A 20,432-nucleotide genomic window follows, 5' to 3' on the forward strand; every position below is an offset into this window, starting at 1 on the left:
CTGGCGAGAAAAGGCAAAGCTGCCTTTGCAGAAAACCCTCAGCCGTAAACCCGAAGAGGCTCCTCAAAACCCTCATCGTCCGCCGCAGCGGCCGGCATCGCAGCCTCGCATTTGCGCCAGCCGATCTTGCCCTTCAGCCGCTGGTGCACGTCGTCACCAACAGGCACCACCAGCACCCGGTTCGGGTCGACCGGACCCGGAAAATCGAGCGCCGCATAAGCGACCTTCTCGAAACCGAGCGGCATGTAATAGGGCGGATCACCGATCAGGATAACGGCTTCGGAGCCCTTCCGCCGGGCCGCCGCAATGGCGATCCGCACCAGTTCCCGGCCGATGCCCTTGTTCTTGTGCGAGGGCCGCACCGCAAGCGGGCCAAGCATATGGCCCTTCACCCCGCCGGCCAGAACCGGCGTCATGCGCACCGAGGCAATCGTCTCACCATCATCGGCGCAGACGAAGGACAGAGACCGGTCATGTGGCCCCTGCTCGCGGATGCGCGCTGCCGCACGGGTGTGCCGGCCGGGACCAAAAGCTTCTTCGTTGATGACTTCGATGATGGCGTCGTGCGACGCGTCCTCGGTGAGGTAGACAAGATCGTGCTTGGACATGAAGAGACCGAAACTTCCAGAATGCGGATGCGACAATAGATGACGGCTGCGCCGGTAAGGGCGTTCAGGAGCGTCAGCGTCGTCGGAGCATCCGTGGTTCGATCATAGTCAGCAATTTCCTCAGATTTGTGAAAATCGCAATTATCAGGAAAATTCAAACCCGTCCAGAACAAATCTCGAAGCCATCTCATTCAGCCTATGCAAGAGCAGAAACGCATTGTTCAACGCCTTGCGGGTTCGCGAGACGACAGGGAACGGTTAGGATCGCCGTCAAGGAAACAATCAAGGAGATCGTCATGGGCATGCTGGTGGAAGGCGTATGGAAAGACGTCTGGTACGACACCAAGGAAACCAAAGGGCATTTCAAGCGCGGTGCCTCGCAATTCCGCAACTGGGTTACAGCAGATGGAGCCCCCGGCCCATCCGGAGAAGGCGGTTTCAAGGCGGAGAAGGATCGCTACCACCTCTACGTCTCCTTCGCCTGCCCCTGGGCGCATCGGACCCTGATTTTCCGCAGGCTGAAAAAGCTGGAGGACCTGATCACCGTCTCCGTCGTCGACCCGCTGATGCTGGAAAACGGCTGGGAATTCAAGCCTGAGAGCGAACGCACACCGGGCGCAACGGAAGACCACCTTTTCGGTTCCTCCACGCTCTGGCAGGTCTATACCCGGGCGGACCCCAAATATTCCGGGCGTGTGACCGTGCCGGTGCTTTGGGACAAACAGCGGGGCACCATCGTCTCCAATGAATCCGCGGAAATCATCCGCATGTTCAACTCTGCCTTCAACGATCTCACCGGATCGAAAGCCGATTATTACCCCGAGGCGCTGCGCGCCGAGATCGATGCACTGAACGACGTCATCTACGACACGGTCAATAACGGCGTCTACAAGGCCGGTTTCGCTACCACGCAGAATGCTTATCAACAGAATGCCGTGAAGGTGTTCGAAACGCTGGATATGCTTGAGAACCGCCTGAAGGACCGGCGCTTCCTGTTCGGTTCAGAACAGACGGAAGCGGACTGGCGCCTGTTCACGACGCTGGTGCGGTTCGATCCGGTTTATGTCGGCCATTTCAAGTGCAACATCCGCCGCATCCACGACTATCCGCACCTGACGGGTTACCTGCGCGATCTCTACCAGACGCCGGGCGTGCCAGATACGGTGGATATGCGCCACATCAAGGAACATTATTACCGCAGCCACCGCACCATCAACCCGACCGGCATCGTGCCCGTCGGCCCGGAGCTGGACTTGACCTTGGCCCATGGCCGCGAGGCGCTTTCCTGACGCAACGCCTCCCGCCGCTACCAGTGGTCGGCGATTTCCGTTTCGCCGGCAAGTTCGGCGAGGCGGCGGCGGGTGGCGGCTGTCACCCCTTCCGGCAAAGCCGAAAGGTCGAAAAAGCCGCTTTCAGCAATTTCATGATCCGGCTTTTTCGGCCGGGTCTGGGTGACATCAAGCCGGTAAAGCGCGACATGATCGCGATTGCTGCCTTCCAGATTGAGATAGACGTGGAAAAGCTCAGGCTTTGAAGCCGCTTCGAGATTGCCTTCCTCGCGGATTTCCTTGTGCAGTGCCGCGATCAGCGTCTCGCCACGCTCCACCCCGCCGCCCGGCAGATACCAGCCCGGCAGATAAGTGTGCCGCACCAGGAAAATCCTGCCCTTTTCATCGAAACAGGCCGCACGGACGCCAAGCGTGGCACCCCGTGTGAGCAGAAAAATGAAATGCAGAAAGCGGATGAAGACACGCATGTGGAACGGACGGGCCTTCTGCCCGGTTGTCTCGTCATTCACCCTGGTTTCTCCCCGCCGGCAGGCTTTTATTGGACGCGCCGCATATCATAGGTTATCTCTGCCGCCATGTTCAAACTTGCGCATATTTCAGACGTCCATTTGGGGCCACTGCCAAAACTCACTTTCCGGGAACTTGCATCCAAGCGTATCACCGGTTTCGTTAACTGGCACCGCAACCGCCGCAAGCATCTCTTCACCGATACGCTGGAAAAGCTGCTCGACGATCTCGAGACAAAGTCACCGGATCATCTGGCTATTACCGGCGATCTCGTCAATCTTGCGACCGGCATTGAAATTCGCGCCGCCGCCGACTGGCTGGAAGAAGTGGGCGATCCCGAAAAAACCTCCGTCGTTCCCGGCAATCATGACGCCTATGTTTCCGGCGCGCACGACAAGGCCATGCAGGCTTGGTATCCTTACGTGCGCGGCGATGGCGATCCGCCGGAATGGGACGATGACCGCAAGATTTTTCCCTATATGCGCGTGCGTGGCCCCGTGGCGCTGATCGGCTGCTCAACCTCGATTGCCACGCCGCCCTTTTCAGCCACCGGTTACTTCGGCAACCGGCAGGCGCGCGCCACGGCGGAACTTTTGAAAAAAGCTGGCGAACAGGGGCTGTTCCGCGTGGTGATGATCCATCACCCGCCCATCCGCGGCGCCACCGCCACCCACAAGCGCATGATCGGCATCCGCCGTTTCGCAGCGGCGCTGGGCGTCGGCGGGGCGGAACTCGTGCTGCATGGGCATACGCATCTGAACACGGTCTATTGGCTGAATACGCATCACGGGGAAGACCACATTCCGGTCGTCGGCATCGCCTCGGCCAGCCAGGGGCCGGGTGGGGAAAAACCGCGCGCAGCCTATAATCTCTTCCACATTTCCGGTGGGCCGGGGACGTGGAACGTTACCTGCGAACGGCACAGCCTTGATGAGACAGGGACGGGCGTGGCGCTGGAGGATGTGCGGGTGTTTTATGACAACGGGCGTCCGCTGGGGTTTTCACGGTTGGGGGAATAGCATTCGCCGGCTTTGAGGGGGGGGGCTTCACCCCCCTCTGTCCTGCCGGACATCTCCCCCTCAAGGGGGGAGATCGACTCGCGGGTAGGTCCCGCCCATCTCAAAGTTTTTGAATGGAGCGGTGGTGGCGCCTCCTGCCGATCTCCCCCCTTGAGGGGGAGATGTCCGGCAGGACAGAGGGGGGTAAAGCCCCACCCTCAAGGCCCACTTACCGCGCCCGCTCTTCCAGCACCCGATTGGCCGCCGAAACGATCGCCTCCAGCGAAGCCGCCACAATATTCGTATTGACCCCCGCCCCGAACAGCTTGCCGCCCGGATGCTCCATCTCGACATAAGCGATGGCCGAAGCATTCGAGCCATGCTGCAGCGAATGCTCCGAATAATCATTCACCGACAGGTCAATGCCGAGATAGACAGACAGCGCATTGATGAACCCGTCAATCGGACCGGTTCCCTTACCCTCGATGCGCTTCACCTCGCCATTGTCGGTGATCTCGGCGGCAACGATACGCACGCCCTTGAAATCGCCGGCCGGATAGGTGTGGTGATCGACGAACTTGATGCGCGCCTTCGGCTGCGTCACGTAACGCTCGATAAAGCGCTCATAGATGCGCTTGGCCGGCAGTTCCACGCCTTCTTCATCGGTAATGCGCTGGATATCCTCGCGGAACTCCACCTGCAGGTTGCGCGGCAGGTTGATGCCGTAATCCTGCTGCAGAATATAGGCGATGCCGCCCTTGCCGGATTGCGAGTTGATGCGGATGATCGCCTCATAGGAACGGCCGACATCCTTCGGATCGATCGGCAGATAGGGCACTTCCCAGACGGAATGGTTGGCGACCTTGATCGCCTTCATGCCCTTGTTGATCGCATCCTGATGCGAGCCGGAAAAGGCCGTATAGACCAGTTCGCCGACATAAGGGTGGCGCTCGGGGATCGTCATCTCGTTGGAATATTCGTAAACCGCCTTGATGCGCTCGATATCGCGGCAATCCAGCTCCGGATCGACACCCTGCGTATACATGTTCAGCGCCAGCGTCACGACGTCGACATTGCCGGTGCGCTCGCCATTGCCGAACAGCGTGCCTTCGACGCGGTCCGCACCGGCCATCAGGCCCAGCTCGGTCGCGGCGATGCCCGTCCCACGGTCATTATGCGGGTGCAGCGAGATGATGACGTTTTCGCGATTGTCGATATTGCGGCACATCCATTCGATCTGGTCGGCATAGATGTTCGGCGTCGCCATTTCCACCGTCGAAGGCAGGTTCAGGATCAGCTTGTTGTCGGCCGTAGGCTTCACCACCTCGACCACGGCGTTGCAGATTTCCAGCGCCACTTCCAGCTCGGTGCCGGTAAAGCTCTCCGGCGAATATTCGAAACGGTAACCGCCGCCGGCCTTGGCCGCCATGTCAGTGATCATCTTGGCCGCATCGACGGCGATCTGCTTGATGCCGTGCACATCCTTGCCGAACACCACGCGGCGCTGCAGTTCCGAAGTGGAATTGTAGAAGTGGATGATCGGCTTGTTGGCGCCTTCCAGCGCCTCGAAGGTGCGGGTGATCAGCTCCGGGCGGCACTGCACCAGCACCTGCAGGGAGACATCGTCAGGCACATTGCCTTCTTCCACACACCAGCGGGCGAAATCGAAATCCGTCTGCGAGGCGGAAGGGAAACCGATCTCGATTTCCTTGAAACCCATTTCGAGCAGCAGCTTGAACATGCGGGCCTTGCGGTCGTGGCCCATGGGGTTGACCAGCGACTGGTTGCCGTCGCGCAGATCCACCGAACACCAGATCGGCGCCTTGTCGATGATCTTGCCCGGCCAGGTGCGGTCAGGGATGTTGATGGTCGGGTAAGGGCGATACTTCACGCTCGCGTCGTTCATGCCCTTGGAAATATTGGTGATCTTGCCGTCCATTTCGCTTCCTCCTTGCGCAGTCCGCGGGCTTCTTCAAGCCATCGGCGGATACGCGGCCCTTGAGGGCCTAAATCCAGTATAAAATGAGATTTCGAGATGAGGAGCGTTTGCGCCAGCGGGCTTTCGGCCGCCGGGCGCTCCTCACTGGACCCGGCAACCGCGTGTAAGGTCGAGGCTAAGAAGCGAGAGTGCACCGCACGGCGAGGCCTTCGCAGAAATCTGCGCGCTCATGCCGAAAATGGTTGCGATGCTGTTGCTCATGGCGACGTGTATAAACAGCGACTGGCAGTCTGACAAGTGATCTTGTTATCTTCCCCGCCTATTTTACTCGCTGATTACTCTCCAGCTTTTCCGATATCCATTTGACGATGAGGGCCTCGCGCGTCGTTCCAAGGCGAGCCGCCTCCGCATCCACCTGACGCAGAATCCCGTTCGGAAGATCGAAATGAGTGTGTTCCTTACCGGGCCGGCTAGCCTTCGACCAGTCGACAAAATCGTCGATGTCTTCGCCATCGTCGAATTTCCTGTCGAAATCTTCAGCGCTGATCGTCTTCATAACGCTGCTTCTCCTTGTCTCTGGAACGCCTGACGGAAATGATCCTCATCCGGTCATTTCTATAGGTGTAGATGGCGCTCCAGCACTTTCCGCGCAATTGCGCAATCATAATATACCGTTCTTCCGACGTGGTTTCGAGAGGTGCGACAAGTCTTTTCTCGTCCAGCCAAAGCGCTCTTGCCTCGACGAAATCCATTCCATGTTTGTCTTTATTACTTTCGCTTTTGGCGGGATCGAATTCGAAATCCATAAATAAATATTTCTTAAAACAATAAGCTCCCTATCTAACCACGCTTCACTACCCGCTGCAACGCCATCATCAGCCCGCCGCCGATCAGCCCCCAGAAGGCCCCGGAAACACCACCGAAGGAAAGGCCCGAGGCCGTGATGAGGAAGGTGATCGCCGCTGCCTCACGGGTTTCCGGCTCCTTGAAGGCCGCGACGGCGGAACCGGAAAAGGCGCCGACCAGCGCCAGCCCCGCCACCGCCTGAATGAGGATGGGCGGTGCCAGAGCCACGAAGGCCGTGACCACGCCGGCCAACAGGCCGAAGATGATGTAACCGACACCGCCGATGATCGCTGCCCAATAGCGCCGTTTGGGGTCCGCATGGGCGTCCTCGCCCGCGCACATCGCCGCGGTGATCGCCGCAAGATTGACGGCATGGCCGCCGAAGGGTGCGGAAAGCAGCGAGAAGAAACCGGTCGTGGCGAAAAGCGGCCCAGGCTGCGGATCGTAGTGATTGACCTTCAGCACCGCGATGCCGGGAATGTTCTGCGAGGCCATGGTAACGATGAACAGCGGCAGCGCGATGGAGACGACGGCGTGCAGGCTGAAGACCGGCGTCACCCACTCCATCGGAGGCGTCAGCGATTGCGCCACGCTATCAAGCGCGCCCGCCGGAATATCGACGCCGAAGATCATGACGAGCACAAAGGCGGCAAGGGCGGCAGGCACAGCGAAAAGCCGCCTGAAGGCTCCCACCACGATCCAGGCAAGAATGATCGGCAAACCAAGCGCCGGGTTAAAGCCGATCGCCTTCACCGGCGCAAAGCACAGGCCGATGATGACACCTGAGAGCATGGCATTGGCGAGCGGCGCGGGAATGGAGGCGACCGCGCGCCCGAGCGGTTTGAACAGGCCGGCGATGATGATCAGCACGGCGCAGATGATGAAACCGCCCACCGCCGCCGGAAATCCGCCCTCGATCACCCCGGTGGTTGCCAGAAGGGCCGCGCCCGGCGTCGACCAGGCAATGCTGACCGGCAGCCGGGTGGTGACGGAAAGAACGATGGCGCAAAGCCCCATCGCCACCGAAAGCGCCATCAGCCCGGAGGCCGCCTCGAAATCCGTCGCGCCGACGGCTTTCAGGCCCTGCAACACGACGGCAAAGGAGCTGGCAAAACCGACAAAGGCGGTAAGGCATCCCATGAACAGGCTCTGGACGGAAAAATCTTTCAGCATGAAGCACTCTGCGGGCCTGCTGCCAGTCGCAAGAACCGCAACGGACGGCGGGGCGACAGGCAGGAACAAAATTTGAAGCGTAGGGCGCGAATCCGGACAGCGCGACACGCTTTGGATGAAGCATGACTATATTCAGGATCAAAAAAGACAAGGCTTGGCAAGATGAGCCGCCGGACTTCAGGTACGGAGATACGGAAAACGTCATCAAAGTTTAGCGGCAGGGCGCTAATCCTCGCGGCATCCATCCCAACAGGGCAGCCGCCACAAGAAGGATCGCCTCCATGTTTCGCATCGCCGCTTTCTGCCTTGTGGCCCTTCCGGCCGCCGCACAGACCCCGCCACCGCCAGCCTTTCTCGGCCAGATCGTCGTGCCCTCCGGCCTCTCCATCAATGGCATTGCTTTCGGCGGCATTTCCGATCTGACGTTTGATAGCGAAACCGGCCGTTATCTGGCCATTTCCGATGACCGCGTCGAAAAAGGCCCTGCCCGTTATTACGAACTGGAACTGGCCGTGACGGAAGGGGCCGTCACGCTGAACATCGCGGCCACCCGCGAATTGAAGGACGAGACCGGCGCAGCCTTTGCGCTGAAGGGCATCGACGCCGAAGGCATCGCGCTCGACCGCAAGGCCGGCAAGCTCTACTGGTCCTCCGAACGCGACCTGAAAAACCAGCCGGCGATCTATGTCTCGAACCTCGATGGCGGCGATGTAAGGCGGCTGGAACTGCCAGAGGCCTATCTCGTCAATGATGCAAAGACGAGAGGCGTGCAGAACAATCTCGGCTTTGAAGGTCTGACGCTGACATCCGGCAAGCTCATCGCCGCCACGGAAAACGCGCTGACCCAGGATGGCCAGAAGGCCACCCCGCAGGCCGGCAGCCCGTCCCGCATTCTCGTCATCGACACGGCGACACTGCAGCCGGTTGCCGAACATGTCTATGTCACCGAGGCGATCTCGAAGACCCCGACAGCCGCCGAGCCGAAATATAACGACAATGGTCTCTCCGCCATTGCCGCCATGCCGGATGGCCGGTTTGTTACGGTGGAGCGCAATTTCGCTTCTGGCGTCGGCAACCATATCCGCTTTTTCATTGCTGACCTGTCCGGCGCGGAAAACATCCTCGGCAAGGACAAGATAGAGGCGGCGAATGTGCGCGCCGTATCGAAAACCCCGTGGTTCGAGATCAACGAAGGCGATTTCGGTCTCGACATCGACAATATCGAAAGCTTCGCATTCGGACCGGTGGTAGACGGCAAGCAGCTTTTCTTCATCGCCTCGGACGACAATTTCAATCCGGGCAAGCAGTTCAGCCAGTTCGCGGCCTTCGCAATTCCCGCCAATCTGGGTCAGTGAAATCCGTGACGACATGAGACACCGGCTCCGGACCACGTTCGGAGCCGGCAAGAGCAGCGCCTTTCACCAGCGCAGAAAACGGGAACCCGCAAAGGCACCGATCAGGCCCATCATGAGAATGCCGAGCGAATACCAGATCAGCACGAATGCCATGCCGTTTTCGGTGCAGAACCAGGAATAGACCCAGGCTCCGGCCGCACCCGCGGCAAGGCCACCGACAAAACCGGCAAGCGTCGGGTCAGCCGGAGCGGCGCGTTTGAGAACGGCGAAATTCGCCAAAAAGACGGGAAGCGAAAAAGCCGCAATCAGAAACGGGCAATGCAGCGCCGACCGCCCCAGAATAAGGGCGCGATAACTACCCGGCACGGCAAAACCGAGCTGGACAAGCGCTATCGCCACCATCGCGACGAAAATCAGCGCAAGCCAAACGAAGAAAAAGCCGCTGTCCCCATCGGGGCTGGCAAGTCGTCTGACGGCGACAAATGCAGCCACGGCCAGCAGGGCGTTATAGGCAGACTTGATCCAGAAACCCAGTTCGGTGAAAGCATCGTCCATATCGACGCGCAGCCCGAGAATGACGAGCATCAGCAACAGCGAAATGCCAAGCGCGGGCAAGACCGCAAGCGCAAGCCTGCGCTCCATCGCGAAAGCGGGCACGGGCCTGAGGTCACCCGCCAGTTGGTCAATGATGTCGTCCGTCTTTCTCACGAATCTCCCCGCAATTTCGCCGCCAGGACTTTCAGCGTCCTGTGAATGCCGACCCTTGCCGCAAGCTCGGTCTGGCCGGAATTTTTTGCCGCTTCGGCAATCGACTGTCCCTCAAGCTTCACATTGCGAATGAGGTCGCGTTGCCGTTCCGGCAAGTCGTCGAGCAGCCGCTCCACATCCATGCGTGCCGTCACCGCATCGATGGTTGGCTCGGCCTCCAGCGTCTCATCGAGCTCCACTTCCGCCAGCATGCGCCCACCCCTGCCGCGATAGTGGTCGATGAGCTTGTAGCGCGCGATCGAAAAAAACCAGGCCGTGAAAGGTCGCGCACGATCATAGGTCCCCCGTTTGGCGTGAAGCGACAACAGGGTTTCCTGTACAAGATCCTCCACATCGCCTCTGGAAGTGGAGGCCATGCGCCGCCCATAATAGGCAATAAGCAGCCGGCGCAAGGCGTGGAGCAAATGCCTGTAGGCGCTATCGTCCCCGTCAAGGGAACGCAGCATCAGTATCTTTAATGTTTCTTCCGAAAGGCTGCCTGTCATCGTCACTATCGGGTTATTCGCAGTCCGCAGGATATTGTTACATAATGGCTTAAAAATAATCTCGCCCGAATATGCTCTCACAAGCACGTGAAGCTGTAACGATGGGCCGTTTCCGACCGAATGGACAGTCGTGAGCCCCCGGCACAACGCCGGCGGACATAAAATGACGTCCAGAGGAGACCTTTCATGACCCGGATTTTTGGCACCATTGCCGTCGCTTCCATGCTGTCCGCCCTGTCTTTCGCAGGCATCGCCCATGCCGACAGCATGAAAACCGACACGATGAAGAAGGATGCCATGCACGGCGACAAGATGAAAATGGAGACGATGAAAAAAGACGGCATGTCCATGACAGGCAAGAAGGACTGCATGCACAAGGCTGGCATGGAAATGGACAAGATGAAGAAGGCCGACATGATGAAGGCCTGTGACGCCATGAAATGACACCCGGGCATTTCCGCTTTTCTCCGAAACGCGAAAACACTCTGTCGCTTTGTTGTTACCCATTGTCCTGAGGCAAAAGCGATCCCGCTTTACTGGAGATGCCCTAGCCTGAACGGAAAAAGCCCGCGCCGGTTTTCACCGGCACGGGCTTTTTCAACAGATAATCAGAAACTCAGAGTTCCGACTGGCTCTCGACGATCTTGCCGACGAGGCCGTAATCCTTGGCGTCATCCGCGCTCAGCCAGTAATCGCGATCGATATCCTTGGCGATCTTTTCTTCGCTCTGGCCGGTGGCCTTGGAGAAGATCTTGATCAGGCGCTGGTTCATCTTGATGATTTCGCGGGCCTGGATTTCGATGTCGGATGCCATGCCACGCGTACCGCCGGAGGGTTGGTGCAGCAGGAAGCGGGTGTTCGGCAGGCAAAGACGACGTTCCTTCGGTACCGAAACATAGATCAGCGCGCCGGCGGAAGCGACCCAGCCCGTGCCGATGATATAGACCTTCGGCTTGATGAACTTGATCATGTCATGGATGGAATCACCTGATTCCACGTGACCGCCCGGCGAATTGACGTAAACGCGAATGTCGTCGTCACTGGCGGCGGCAAGCGCGACCAGCTGCGTGCAGACCTTCTGCGCCAGTTCCTGCGTGATGCCACCATAGATGAAGATCGAACGCGACTTGAAAAGATTCGCTTCCGTTTCCTTGCCGATCGGCAGTTCCTTGCTCTTGTCGTCTTCGTCTTCGTTCATCAACGGCTCTCTCCAGCGTAATTCTTGCATGCCCTTCGGACATAGTGCGACTTGTTACGTAAGGCAATGAGCGAAAAAGACAAGGTTCGCGCCTGAACAATAAACAGTACCCCCGGCAGATGACGCATGGACAGCTTCTTTGCGTTCACGATATCGTCGGCCCCTCATTGCAGCGCTGCCCATACCGGAAGCCCAGGATCCGGACCGGCGGCAACAATCGAAAGAGGGAAACATGCTGAAAAGATTAGGCCTTGCCGCTGCCGCGCTCGGCGTTACCGCCCTGCCCGCCTTTGCCCATTTGAACCCGGAAGAACACGGCTCCTTCATGGCCGGCGTTTCCCACCCGTTCTTTGGCGCGGACCATATTCTGGCAATGGTGGCCGTCGGCATATGGGCCTCGCAGATCGCCGCCGCGAACAGTGACCGAAAAGCCTTGTGGATCGTGCCGTCCGCCTTTGTCGGCACCATGGCCGTCGGGTTTCTGATGGCGGTTTACGGTATCGGTCTTCCCTTCGTCGAACCCGCCATCCTCGCCTCCGTCATTGGTCTCGGCCTGCTGGTAGCCGCAGCGGCAAAGCTTCCCGCGGCAGGGGCGGCAGCGGTTGTCGGGGCTTTCGCGCTTTTCCACGGCTATGCCCATGGTGGTGAACTGGGCAGTGCAGGCGCGTGGCAATTCGGCCTGGGCTTCATGATCGCCACCGCGCTGCTGCATCTGGCCGGCATCGCGCTCGGCCTTGGCATTGCCCGTTTCGGCTCGGCGGCAAGCCGCACCATCGGCGCGCTGACGGCAATCGCCGGCCTGTCGCTTGCCCTCGGCGGCTGACGATCATTACCGAAATTTAAAATTCGGGCCGCTTTGAAAAGCCTGAATTGAGGCCTACCTCCTTATCGTGGATTTACGCTTCACGGTAAGGAGGCAGCATATGTCACCGGAAGAAAGCCAGCTTCTCAAGGGTCTGTTCGACAGGACCAAAACCGCATCCGCCACCCCGCGTGACCGCGAGGCGGAAACATTGATCGCAGACGCCGTGCGCGATCAGCCCGCAGCCCCCTATTATCTCGCCCAGGCGGTGATCGTTCAGGAAAAAGGGCTGGAAGCGGCAGCAGCCCATATCAGGCAGCTCGAAGACCGCATCCATGCGCTGGAAAGCGGTAACAACGCCCCGCAGGCCGCCGCGCAGGGCGGGTTCCTCAGCTCGATATTCGGCACGGGCCAGCCGCAGCCACCCGCACCCACGCCAGCCCCGGCTGCTGCCCCAACCTCATGGCGCAATGATACCGCCGGCCAGACGGCTGGACCCTGGGGATCGCCGGCCGGTCAGCAGCAACCCGGCGGCCCCTGGAGCCAGCAGCCCAATGCCGTCGGACGTTCAGGTGGTGGCTTTCTGCAGGGTGCGCTTGGCACCGCCGCCGGCGTCGCGGGCGGCATGCTGCTTGCCAATTCGTTGAGCGGCATTTTCGGCAGCCATATGTCGTCGCTGGGGCTGGGTTCACCCTTCGGCGGCGGTAATGTCGCAGGTAATGCCCCTGTCGAAGAAACCGTCGTCAACAATTATTACGGCGACAGCGCGAACCAGCAAAATAACGACGACGATGACGATAATATCCAGCAGGCCGATTATGACGACAGCGCCGACGATATGGATTCCGATTCAGGCGACGACGGGTCGTTCGCCTGAACCTTCATGCCTGTAAACAGCCGGATCAGCCCCGACCGCGATAGGTCGGGACACCCTGATCCGGCAGCCACACGCCTTCGGGCGCAGCTCCGGTCTGCCAGAAGACGTCGATCGGAATGCCGCCCCGCGGATACCAGTAAGCCCCGATCCTCAGCCATTTCGGCTGCAGCAGTTCCACCAGACGCTTGGCGATATAGACCGAGCAATCCTCGTGGAATGCGCCATGGTTGCGGAAGGACTGCAGGAACAGCTTCAGCGACTTCGATTCCACCAGGAAATCACCCGGAATATAATCGATGACGATATGGGCGAAGTCCGGCTGGCCGGTCATCGGGCAAAGCGAGGTGAATTCGGGCGCGGTGAACCGCACCACGTAATCAGTGCCGGCATTGCCGTTCGGCACTTTCTCGAGAATGGCCTTTTCCGGGCTCTCGGGCGTATCGACCTTCGTGCCCAGCTGCGACAGGCCGGAAACATCCGTCACGGACATGGAAAACTCCTGACTACTCATACAATGACTTTGACGCCATGCGCCTTTTCGCCCTCAGGCTCGACGTGAATGGCAAGGCTGGCGCCCGGTATGACCTCCCTTATGGCATCTTCAAGGCGGTCGCAAATATCATGCGCCTCCCGCACCGTCATCGTGGCGGGAACAACCACGTGGAAATCGATAAAAGCCGCCGAACCGGCACGGCGGGTTCTCAGGTCATGCACCCCCATCACGCCGCCGGAATGTTCGGCAATCGCCTTCTTGATCGCCTCGTCTTCTTCCGGCTCCACCGCCCGGTCCATCAGCCCGCCCAACGAATGCAGGATGACCTTCGATCCCTGGAACAGGATGTTGATGGCAACCAGAATGGCGAGCAGCGGATCGAGGATGGCGTAACCCGTCAGAAGCGCCAGAATGAGGCCGACGAGAACACCCGCCGAGGTCACGACATCGGACATGATGTGATGGCCATCAGCCGCAAGCGCCGGCGAGGCGTATTTTTTACCGACGCGGATCAGGATCGTCGCCCAGACGGCATTGATGACGGCTGCAAATGCGTTGATGGCAAGACCGAGAACCGGCGCTTCCGGCAGCCTCGGACTGAAAAGGCTGCCCCACGCTTCCTGGACGATCAGGAGCGCGGCAACGACGATCAGCACGCCTTCCACCACGGCGGAAATATATTCCGCCTTGTGGTGGCCGAACTGATGGTCGTCATCGGCGGGCTTCTGCGCATAACGAATGACGAAATAGGCGATGAAGGCCGCAACCACGTTGACGGTCGATTCCAGACCATCAGACAGAAGCGCGACGGACCCCGTGACCCACCATGCCAGAAGCTTGAGGCCCAGCACGCCGAAAGAAAGTGGAATGCCCCAGAATGCGAGCTTCCTTACCAGTGCATTGCCTTCACTGTTCATTTTTGCCCCCGTGCGGATGCGAACGAATTGCATGACCGACTGCCAAAACGCACGAACCGCGCGCACGGGGTCTCCGTGCGCGCGGTTCGCTATTGGGGTTTTCTATCGTTCAAACCGCAGGCAAGGTCAAGAGCCTCAAGGTCGCATCAAAGACCTCAGTCGTCGCTTTTCTGTTCGCAGAAACGGATGCGGTTGCCGAAGGGATCGGTGACTTCCATCACATCGCCCCAGGGCAGTTCTTCGACGCCCGGCTTCATGAAGCGATAGCCATGCGCCGCCAGCTCCTGCTGATAGGCGTGAACGCCGCGCATGGTGACAAAGATGTTGGAGCCCGGCGTCGCATCGCCGTGATGGCCGCTGAGGTGCAGCCCCATTCCGGCGCGCGATACCTGCATATAGAGCGGGAAATTGTCACCGAAGCGATGTTCCCAGTCGATCTCGAAACCGAGAAAATCGACATAAAATTCACGGGCCTTGGCCTCGTCGAAAATCCTGACGATCGGGAACGTCCGCTCGAAACCGATTTCTGAAAGGCTGTGCTTTTCGGCGTCGCGCATGCGCACTTTCCCGTTTTTAAGGCCATGAAAAAATACCGGCCGCAACAGGTGCGGCCGGTATCGTCAGCTTATTCGGCTGCGACGATCTTGCCGTCCTGCCACTTGAAGAGCGAGAAGGTCTGCGACGTCAGGTCGCCATTCTCGCCATAGGTGACCTTGCCGATTGCCGTGGCGAAAGCATCACCGCTCTTCAGAGCCGTGACAACCGCTTCGGCATCCTTGGCGCTTCCAGCCTTCTCGATGCCGGCCTTCAGCACTTCAACGGCAGCGTAGGCATTGAGGGTGAAGGCTTCCGCCGGAATGTTGGCAGCCTTCAGCGCTTCGGCTGCGGCCTTGGAGTCGTCGTTCTTCAGCGCGTCAGAGGCGTTGGTGAAGATGGTGCCTTCGCCAGCCTGCGAACCGATGTTCCAGAACTCGCTGTTCGACAGGCCGTCGCCGCCGATAACGGCAGCCTTGGAGCCGATGTCCTTCAGCTGGCGCACCAGAAGACCGGCTTCCGGGTGGTAACCGCCGAAATAGACGACATCGGCATTGTCGGACTTCAGACGGGCTGTCAGCGCGCCGAGATCCTTTTCGCCGGGTGTCAGGGCATCATAGAGAACTTCGGTCACGCCACCGGCATTCAGCGTTGCCTTGAAGGCATCCGCAAGACCTTTACCGTAAGCGCCCTTGTCGTGAATGATGGCGATCTTCTTGTCCTTGAGGTTGGCGAGAACGTATTTCGCCGCAACCTCGGCCTGCTGGTCGTCACGACCGCAGGTACGGAAGACGTTGGAAAGGCCACGGTTGGTCAGGCCCGGCGCAGTTGCCGTGGGGGTGATCATCAGCACGCCGTTTTCGGCAAAGACATCCGATGCCGGAATGGCGACGCCAGACGTCACCGGACCGACGACGAAATGAATGCCTTCGGCAACAAGCTGGTTGGCCGCGGAAACGCCCTGCTTCGGCTCGCCGCCATCGTCGGCCAGCTTCAGCACGACCTGTTCGCCGAGGATGCCGCCCTTTTTGTTGATTTCATTGACTGCCGTCTGCGCGCCGTTCTTGACCTGGTCGCCATAGGCGGCGACGGGACCGGTGAGCGGCGCAATCAGGCCGATGACGATTTCGGCATGGGCAAGGGGTGCGAATGCGAAGGACGCGGCAAGCGTCACGCTGGTCAATGTCTTCAGTTTCATCCTGGTGTCTCCTTAAAAGGGGTCGCGGACCCGGTGAGCGCCATGGGCGTTGACCGAATGAAACTTATCGGACGCCTCCCGGCGAAAACTCGTTCCATGTTTGAATTCCGAGCCTTCAATCTCAACTCATACGGAAGGTTTGATGATTTATGCAAGTCACCTTTGTTGGATAAGGTCTATTACCTGTAAATCAATCGCCCCGCCCGTCATGATTGCGCCATCAGAACCTATAATCGACCCTTCGTAAACCCTTGGCGTTTGGCTGCCAGAAGTGGATAATACCGGCATGATCGCAGCAGATGACGCATTTCTGACGGGCCTTCCCGTCTTCCGGCATTTTGAGGACGTGGCAGACCCGGCGCTTTATCGCGCCCTGCCGCCGGGATGGGGACTGGCCATCGCCGATATCGTCGATTCGACGGCCGCGATCGGCGCCGGCAGGTACAAGTCCGTCAACATGGCGGGCGCGGCGGTCATATCAGGCGTCTCGAACAGTCTTGGCCGCCATGACCTGCCCTTCGTCTTCGGTGGCGATGGCGCTGCCGTCGCCGTGCCGGCAAATGGGCTGCCCCTTGCGGGCATCGCCCTTTCGAACGTTCAGCGCTGGGTGAAGGACGACCTTGACCTTTCGATGCGGGTTGCGCTGGTGCCGATCGAAGACATCCGCACAAACGGCTTCGATGTCAGGGTCGCGCGCTTTCAGGCAAGCGAAGATGTTTCCTATGCGATGTTTTCGGGCGGCGGCAACAGCTGGGCGGAAGCGCAGATGAAGGCCGGGCAATATACCCTGCCAGCCGCCGCAGCGGGTGAGCGGCCGGACCTCACGGGCCTCTCATGCCGCTGGAACCCCATTCCGGCCACCCATGGCAAGGTGGTGTCGATCATCGCCGTGCCGGGACCGTCGCGGGATATGCCCGCCTTCCGGCAACTGGTCGTCGATCTCGTTGATCTGGCCGCCCAGGATGCCAGACATGGCCACCCCGTGCCGGAGGATGGACCGAAACTCGGTTTTGTCGGAGAAGGTCTCGGTCTCGAAGCGAAGGCTGGCGCTGCCTATCACGATGGATGGGGGCAGAAGCGCCGTTCGCTGCGCATCCTCGGCGAAAGCCTGCTCGTCAATCTTCTCGGCCTGACCGGGGTGTCACTCGGGCGGTTCAATGCGGAGCGTTACCGGCGCTCGGTGGCCAGCAACACCGATTTCAGGAAATTCGATGACGGCCTGAAGATGACGGTGGACATAGACGCCGCGCGGCTCGAAAAAATCCATGCCCGGCTGGAACAGGCCCGCCTGTCTGGAACCTGTTATTTTGGCCTGCACGAACAGGAGGCCGCCCTGATGACCTGTATCGTGCCCTCGCCGCTTTCGCGGGATCACATGCATTTCGTCGACGGTGCGGACGGCGGATATGCGGCAGCGTCAAGCCGCCTTAAACAACAGATGCAGGCGGCGCTATCCCCTTGAGACCCGTCGGTGTGAGAGTCGCACTTCTTCAGCCTGACGGCCCTCCGATACAGACGCAGGACCTGAAAACGAAAAACCGGCGTCGTGCGCCGGTTTCAACGGATATGTTGCCGCGAAGGCCTGAAAATGGCCGTGGGATCAAGCGGCGGTCTTGCTGCTGCTCTTCTGCACCTGGCAATAAATTTCCTCGAGGGAGGCGAGGATTTTTTTGACGGATTCGGAGTTGCTGGAATAATAGATGGTCTGCGCATCCCGTCGTGTCTTGACCAGCCGTTGCGCACGCAATTTGGAAAGATGCTGCGAAAGAGCGGACTGGCTGAGACCAACCTGCGAAGCGAGAACACCGACCGGCACTTCCGTATCCACCAGCGTGCATAAGATCATCAGGCGCTTGGGATTCGCCATCGCTGAGAGCAAGTCTGCAGCGGCGATGCTATGTTCCGACAGAGATTGGTTATCCATACGCTCAAGTCTCCTGATGACAGTCGGAAAGACCGTCATGGTGGCTATAATAGGTGTTCCAAAAGAAGTTTTTATAATTCGGCGGATACGTTGTATATACCTAAATCTTGCTTATATCGTGTCCCTTTCAAAGACTATTCTTGACCATTTATTTACTTAAGACATCGCGACTAAATTATAATCTTTTTGCCTGATTTTTATCAATTTAGCAATAACCTTATGTATTAGCAGTAGTATTTATAAGCAGTAAACGATCAAAATTTGAGCGTATAAATCTTGACGACCAGTGCCCGGTTTTGAGGCTGCAATCTTATACCACCTTAAATTTAGCAACGGCCTACAGAATCTAGATTAACTTTGCGCAATTTTCTCGAAATTTGCAATATGATTTTTATTAGTAATTATTTTCATGCATAACTTATGATACCAAAAATATTCTTTGCTACCGTGGGAAGGTATAACTTGCGCCGCAGGCCCGCTTTAAAAGCATAAAGGGCCCTCCATCACGGAAGGCCCTTTTTGCTTTTTCATCACGGGGAAATATTATTTTTTGCGATGCCGGGTCAGCCCGGTCACGATCTCGTCGGCGGAAATCGTGCCTATGATCGCGCCATTGTCGACGACACCGATCGCGCCCGAATGTTTCGCAAGCGCATCGAGAATGTCGATCAGCGGCGATGACGCAAGCGCGGTAGCGGCCACGGTAAGCCGCCCGTTTCGCTCGTCGACACCGGGCTTCATCACGTCGGCGGCGGTGAGCATCGAGATCGGGTTCATGTTCTGCACGAAGTCAGCGACATATTGCGTGGCCGGCTGCTTGACGATCTGCTGTGGCGTACCGCACTGGATGATACGTCCGCCTTCCATCATGGCGATGCGATTGCCGATGCGGAATGCCTCGTCCAGATCGTGACTGACAAAGAGAATGGTCTTCTTCAGCCGGCTCTGGAATTCCAGAAGCTCATCCTGCAAACGGCTTCTGATCAGCGGATCGAGCGCCGAAAACGGCTCGTCCATCAAGAGAATCGGCGCGCCGGTGGCGAAGGCACGGGCCAGCCCCACGCGCTGCTGCATGCCGCCGGAAAGTTCTCCCACCTTGCGGTCGGCCCAGGCAGAGAGGTTCACCAGTTCCAGCTGCTCGGCCACCATGCGTTTGCGCTCTGCTTCCGGCACGCCGGAGAGCTCAAGCCCGAAACCGACATTGTCGGCCACATTGCGCCAGGGCAGAAGGCCGAATTGCTGGAACACCATGGAAACCGTATGCGTGCGCAGGTCGCGCAACGCCTTCGCCGGGCACCGATAGGGATCGACATAACCGGACTTGGTCTTCACACCGACATTGCCGCGCACCACGGGCGCCAGACCGTTGACGGCGCGAAGCAGCGTCGATTTGCCGGATCCGGAAAGCCCCATGAGCACGAGGATTTCGCCTTCACTTACCGACAGCGAGGCATTGGCAACACCGAGCACCAGCCCGGTCTCGTTATTGATCTCGTCGCGGGTACTGCCTCTGTCGATCATCGGCAGGGCGGCATCGGGCCGGTCGCCGAAAACGATATCGACATTTCCGAAGATGATGGCGTCGCTCATAGGTCATCCTCCGCGCCGGGAAGTCGGAAGAGCCGATCGAGAACGATCGCCAGTATGACGATGCACAGCCCCGCCTCGAAGCCCATGGAGATGTTGACGGTGTTGAGCGCGCGCACCACCGGTACGCCGAGCCCGTTGGCGCCGACGAGCGCGGAGATGACCACCATCGACAGTGACAGCATGATCGTCTGGGTCAAGCCCGCCATGATCTGCGGCGCGGCGAAGGGAAGCTCCACCTTGCGCAGAACCTGGGACGGCGTCGCACCGAAGGCGACCGCCGCCTCCACCAGCGCCGGTGGCGTCGAGACGATGCCGAGGCGGGTAAGCCGCACGGGGGCCGGAATGGCGAAGATGACGGTGGCGATCAGCCCTGGAACCATGCCGAGGCCGAAAAGCACCAGCGCCGGGATAAGATAAACGAAGGTCGGGATGGTCTGCATCAGGTCCAGCACCGGGCGCATACCGGCATAAATCCATTTGCGCCGCGCCGCCAATATGCCGAGCGGTATGCCGATGATCATGCACACGGCGCTCGCGGCCATCACCAGCGCCAGCGTTTCCGTCGTGGCTTTCCAGTAACCGAGATTGATGATGAGCAACAGGCCGAGCGCCGTGAAGAGCGGCATGCCGACAGACCGGCGGGTCCAGGCCGAAAGCGCCGTCACTATCGCGACGATGATCAGCGGATGCGGCGCCTGTAAGACATAAAGCAGGGCGTTGATGACGCTTTGGAAGATGAAAGAAAGCCAATCGAAGAAAAAAGCGAGATTGCCGGTCAGCCAATCGATGGCCTCCTTGGCATATCGGCCGACAGGCAGGCGGTTTTCAGGAGCGCTGAGCCATTCCACGGTAAGAAAAGACCTTTCGTGAACAAATGCAGAAACGACGGCCGGCAGCGGGACTGCCGGGCGCGGTGCTGGCGCATGACCTG

General features: G+C 59.1%; 23 protein-coding genes. 7 read left to right on the forward strand and 16 right to left on the reverse strand.

The features are described from left to right. Positions 1-38: 38 nt before the first annotated feature. Complete coding sequence (locus QSV77_RS09490) at positions 39-608, reverse strand: GNAT family N-acetyltransferase (RefSeq protein WP_142840397.1); 570 nt, start codon at positions 606-608, stop codon at positions 39-41. Positions 609-904: 296 nt separating this feature from the next. On the opposite strand from QSV77_RS09490, the gene QSV77_RS09495 reads away from it, so the two are divergent. Beyond that, a complete protein-coding gene (locus tag QSV77_RS09495) occupies positions 905-1,897 on the forward strand; it encodes a glutathione S-transferase family protein (RefSeq protein WP_302733259.1) in 993 nt (330 codons plus the stop codon). A gap of 17 nt (positions 1,898-1,914) precedes the next feature. Here QSV77_RS09495 and QSV77_RS09500 read toward each other — a convergent pair whose 3' ends face one another. Further along, positions 1,915-2,406 (reverse strand): NUDIX domain-containing protein, encoded by a 492-nt coding sequence (locus QSV77_RS09500; RefSeq protein ID WP_302733260.1) that lies wholly within the window; start codon positions 2,404-2,406, stop codon positions 1,915-1,917. Positions 2,407-2,472: 66 nt separating this feature from the next. On the opposite strand from QSV77_RS09500, the gene QSV77_RS09505 reads away from it, so the two are divergent. Then, a complete protein-coding gene (locus QSV77_RS09505; protein WP_142840400.1) occupies positions 2,473-3,423 on the forward strand; it encodes a metallophosphoesterase in 951 nt (316 codons plus the stop codon). Between the two features lie 208 nt (positions 3,424-3,631). On the opposite strand, the gene leuA is transcribed toward QSV77_RS09505, so the two are convergent. From leuA to QSV77_RS09525, 4 genes are all read right to left on the reverse strand, one after another. Further along, entirely contained in the window at positions 3,632-5,341 is a 1,710-nt protein-coding gene (gene leuA / locus QSV77_RS09510; protein ID WP_302733261.1) for a 2-isopropylmalate synthase, read from the reverse strand. Positions 5,342-5,660: 319 nt separating this feature from the next. Beyond that, positions 5,661-5,897 carry a CopG family transcriptional regulator gene (locus QSV77_RS09515; RefSeq protein WP_302733262.1) on the reverse strand — a complete coding sequence of 79 codons (237 nt, stop codon included), beginning with the start codon at positions 5,895-5,897 and terminating at the stop codon, positions 5,661-5,663. Next, a complete protein-coding gene (locus QSV77_RS09520) occupies positions 5,878-6,147 on the reverse strand; it encodes a BrnT family toxin (protein WP_302733263.1) in 270 nt (89 codons plus the stop codon). The genes QSV77_RS09515 and QSV77_RS09520 overlap by 20 nt, the downstream gene beginning before the upstream one ends. Before the next feature lie 34 nt (positions 6,148-6,181). Next, positions 6,182-7,360: a benzoate/H(+) symporter BenE family transporter gene (locus QSV77_RS09525; protein WP_302733264.1), complete on the reverse strand. Its 1,179-nt coding sequence runs from the start codon at positions 7,358-7,360 to the stop codon at positions 6,182-6,184. 281 nt (positions 7,361-7,641) lie between these two features. Here QSV77_RS09525 and QSV77_RS09530 point away from each other — a divergent pair, with 281 nt between their 5' ends. Next, the gene (locus QSV77_RS09530; protein WP_302733265.1) at positions 7,642-8,715 is read left to right on the forward strand and encodes an esterase-like activity of phytase family protein; all 1,074 of its coding nucleotides are present in this window, start codon (positions 7,642-7,644) and stop codon (positions 8,713-8,715) included. A 63-nt stretch (positions 8,716-8,778) separates the two neighbouring features. Here QSV77_RS09530 and QSV77_RS09535 read toward each other — a convergent pair whose 3' ends face one another. After that, positions 8,779-9,423 carry an NrsF family protein gene (locus tag QSV77_RS09535; RefSeq protein WP_271362252.1) on the reverse strand — a complete coding sequence of 215 codons (645 nt, stop codon included), beginning with the start codon at positions 9,421-9,423 and terminating at the stop codon, positions 8,779-8,781. Beyond that, a complete protein-coding gene (locus QSV77_RS09540) occupies positions 9,420-9,935 on the reverse strand; it encodes a sigma-70 family RNA polymerase sigma factor (RefSeq protein WP_302733914.1) in 516 nt (171 codons plus the stop codon). The genes QSV77_RS09535 and QSV77_RS09540 overlap by 4 nt, the downstream gene beginning before the upstream one ends. Before the next feature lie 219 nt (positions 9,936-10,154). Between QSV77_RS09540 and QSV77_RS09545 the strand changes: the two genes are divergently transcribed. Then, on the forward strand, positions 10,155-10,412 hold the full coding sequence (locus QSV77_RS09545) for a pentapeptide MXKDX repeat protein (protein ID WP_302733266.1): 258 nt from the start codon (positions 10,155-10,157) through the stop codon (positions 10,410-10,412). A gap of 172 nt (positions 10,413-10,584) precedes the next feature. Here the strand turns inward: QSV77_RS09545 and QSV77_RS09550 are convergent, their stop codons facing one another. Continuing rightward, the gene (locus QSV77_RS09550) at positions 10,585-11,166 is read right to left on the reverse strand and encodes an ATP-dependent Clp protease proteolytic subunit (RefSeq protein WP_142840408.1); all 582 of its coding nucleotides are present in this window, start codon (positions 11,164-11,166) and stop codon (positions 10,585-10,587) included. A 232-nt stretch (positions 11,167-11,398) separates the two neighbouring features. On the opposite strand from QSV77_RS09550, the gene QSV77_RS09555 reads away from it, so the two are divergent. Together QSV77_RS09555 and QSV77_RS09560 are read left to right on the forward strand one after the other, a co-directional pair. After that, positions 11,399-11,989 carry a HupE/UreJ family protein gene (locus tag QSV77_RS09555; RefSeq protein ID WP_302733267.1) on the forward strand — a complete coding sequence of 197 codons (591 nt, stop codon included), beginning with the start codon at positions 11,399-11,401 and terminating at the stop codon, positions 11,987-11,989. A gap of 100 nt (positions 11,990-12,089) precedes the next feature. Next, the gene (locus QSV77_RS09560) at positions 12,090-12,845 is read left to right on the forward strand and encodes a DUF2076 domain-containing protein (protein ID WP_302733268.1); all 756 of its coding nucleotides are present in this window, start codon (positions 12,090-12,092) and stop codon (positions 12,843-12,845) included. 25 nt (positions 12,846-12,870) lie between these two features. Here the strand turns inward: QSV77_RS09560 and queF are convergent, their stop codons facing one another. From queF to QSV77_RS09580, 4 genes are all read right to left on the reverse strand, one after another. After that, positions 12,871-13,335, reverse strand: a complete 465-nt coding sequence (queF, locus tag QSV77_RS09565) for a preQ(1) synthase (protein ID WP_142840411.1) — start codon at positions 13,333-13,335, stop codon at positions 12,871-12,873. Positions 13,336-13,352: 17 nt separating this feature from the next. Next, positions 13,353-14,255: a cation diffusion facilitator family transporter gene (locus QSV77_RS09570; RefSeq protein WP_302733915.1), complete on the reverse strand. Its 903-nt coding sequence runs from the start codon at positions 14,253-14,255 to the stop codon at positions 13,353-13,355. Positions 14,256-14,410: 155 nt separating this feature from the next. Continuing rightward, entirely contained in the window at positions 14,411-14,812 is a 402-nt protein-coding gene (locus QSV77_RS09575; protein ID WP_302733269.1) for a glyoxalase superfamily protein, read from the reverse strand. A gap of 68 nt (positions 14,813-14,880) precedes the next feature. Continuing rightward, positions 14,881-15,987 carry a branched-chain amino acid ABC transporter substrate-binding protein gene (locus QSV77_RS09580; RefSeq protein WP_142840413.1) on the reverse strand — a complete coding sequence of 369 codons (1,107 nt, stop codon included), beginning with the start codon at positions 15,985-15,987 and terminating at the stop codon, positions 14,881-14,883. Positions 15,988-16,273: 286 nt separating this feature from the next. On the opposite strand from QSV77_RS09580, the gene QSV77_RS09585 reads away from it, so the two are divergent. After that, positions 16,274-17,449 carry a DUF3095 domain-containing protein gene (locus QSV77_RS09585; RefSeq protein ID WP_302733272.1) on the forward strand — a complete coding sequence of 392 codons (1,176 nt, stop codon included), beginning with the start codon at positions 16,274-16,276 and terminating at the stop codon, positions 17,447-17,449. A gap of 138 nt (positions 17,450-17,587) precedes the next feature. Here QSV77_RS09585 and QSV77_RS09590 read toward each other — a convergent pair whose 3' ends face one another. The 3 genes from QSV77_RS09590 to choW all read right to left on the reverse strand — a co-directional run bounded on the left by QSV77_RS09590 (position 17,588) and on the right by choW (position 20,349). After that, on the reverse strand, positions 17,588-17,911 hold the full coding sequence (locus tag QSV77_RS09590) for a helix-turn-helix transcriptional regulator (RefSeq protein WP_046797913.1): 324 nt from the start codon (positions 17,909-17,911) through the stop codon (positions 17,588-17,590). 543 nt (positions 17,912-18,454) lie between these two features. Further along, positions 18,455-19,501, reverse strand: a complete 1,047-nt coding sequence (choV, locus tag QSV77_RS09595; RefSeq protein ID WP_142840415.1) for a choline ABC transporter ATP-binding protein — start codon at positions 19,499-19,501, stop codon at positions 18,455-18,457. Then, entirely contained in the window at positions 19,498-20,349 is an 852-nt protein-coding gene (gene choW, locus QSV77_RS09600) for a choline ABC transporter permease subunit (protein ID WP_142840687.1), read from the reverse strand. Before choW ends, choV begins: the two co-directional genes overlap by 4 nt. Positions 20,350-20,432 lie beyond the last annotated feature (83 nt).

Origin of the sequence: Agrobacterium sp. V1, from assembly GCF_030518355.1 — a bacterium.
Lineage (GTDB): Bacteria > Pseudomonadota > Alphaproteobacteria > Rhizobiales > Rhizobiaceae > Agrobacterium > Agrobacterium cucumeris.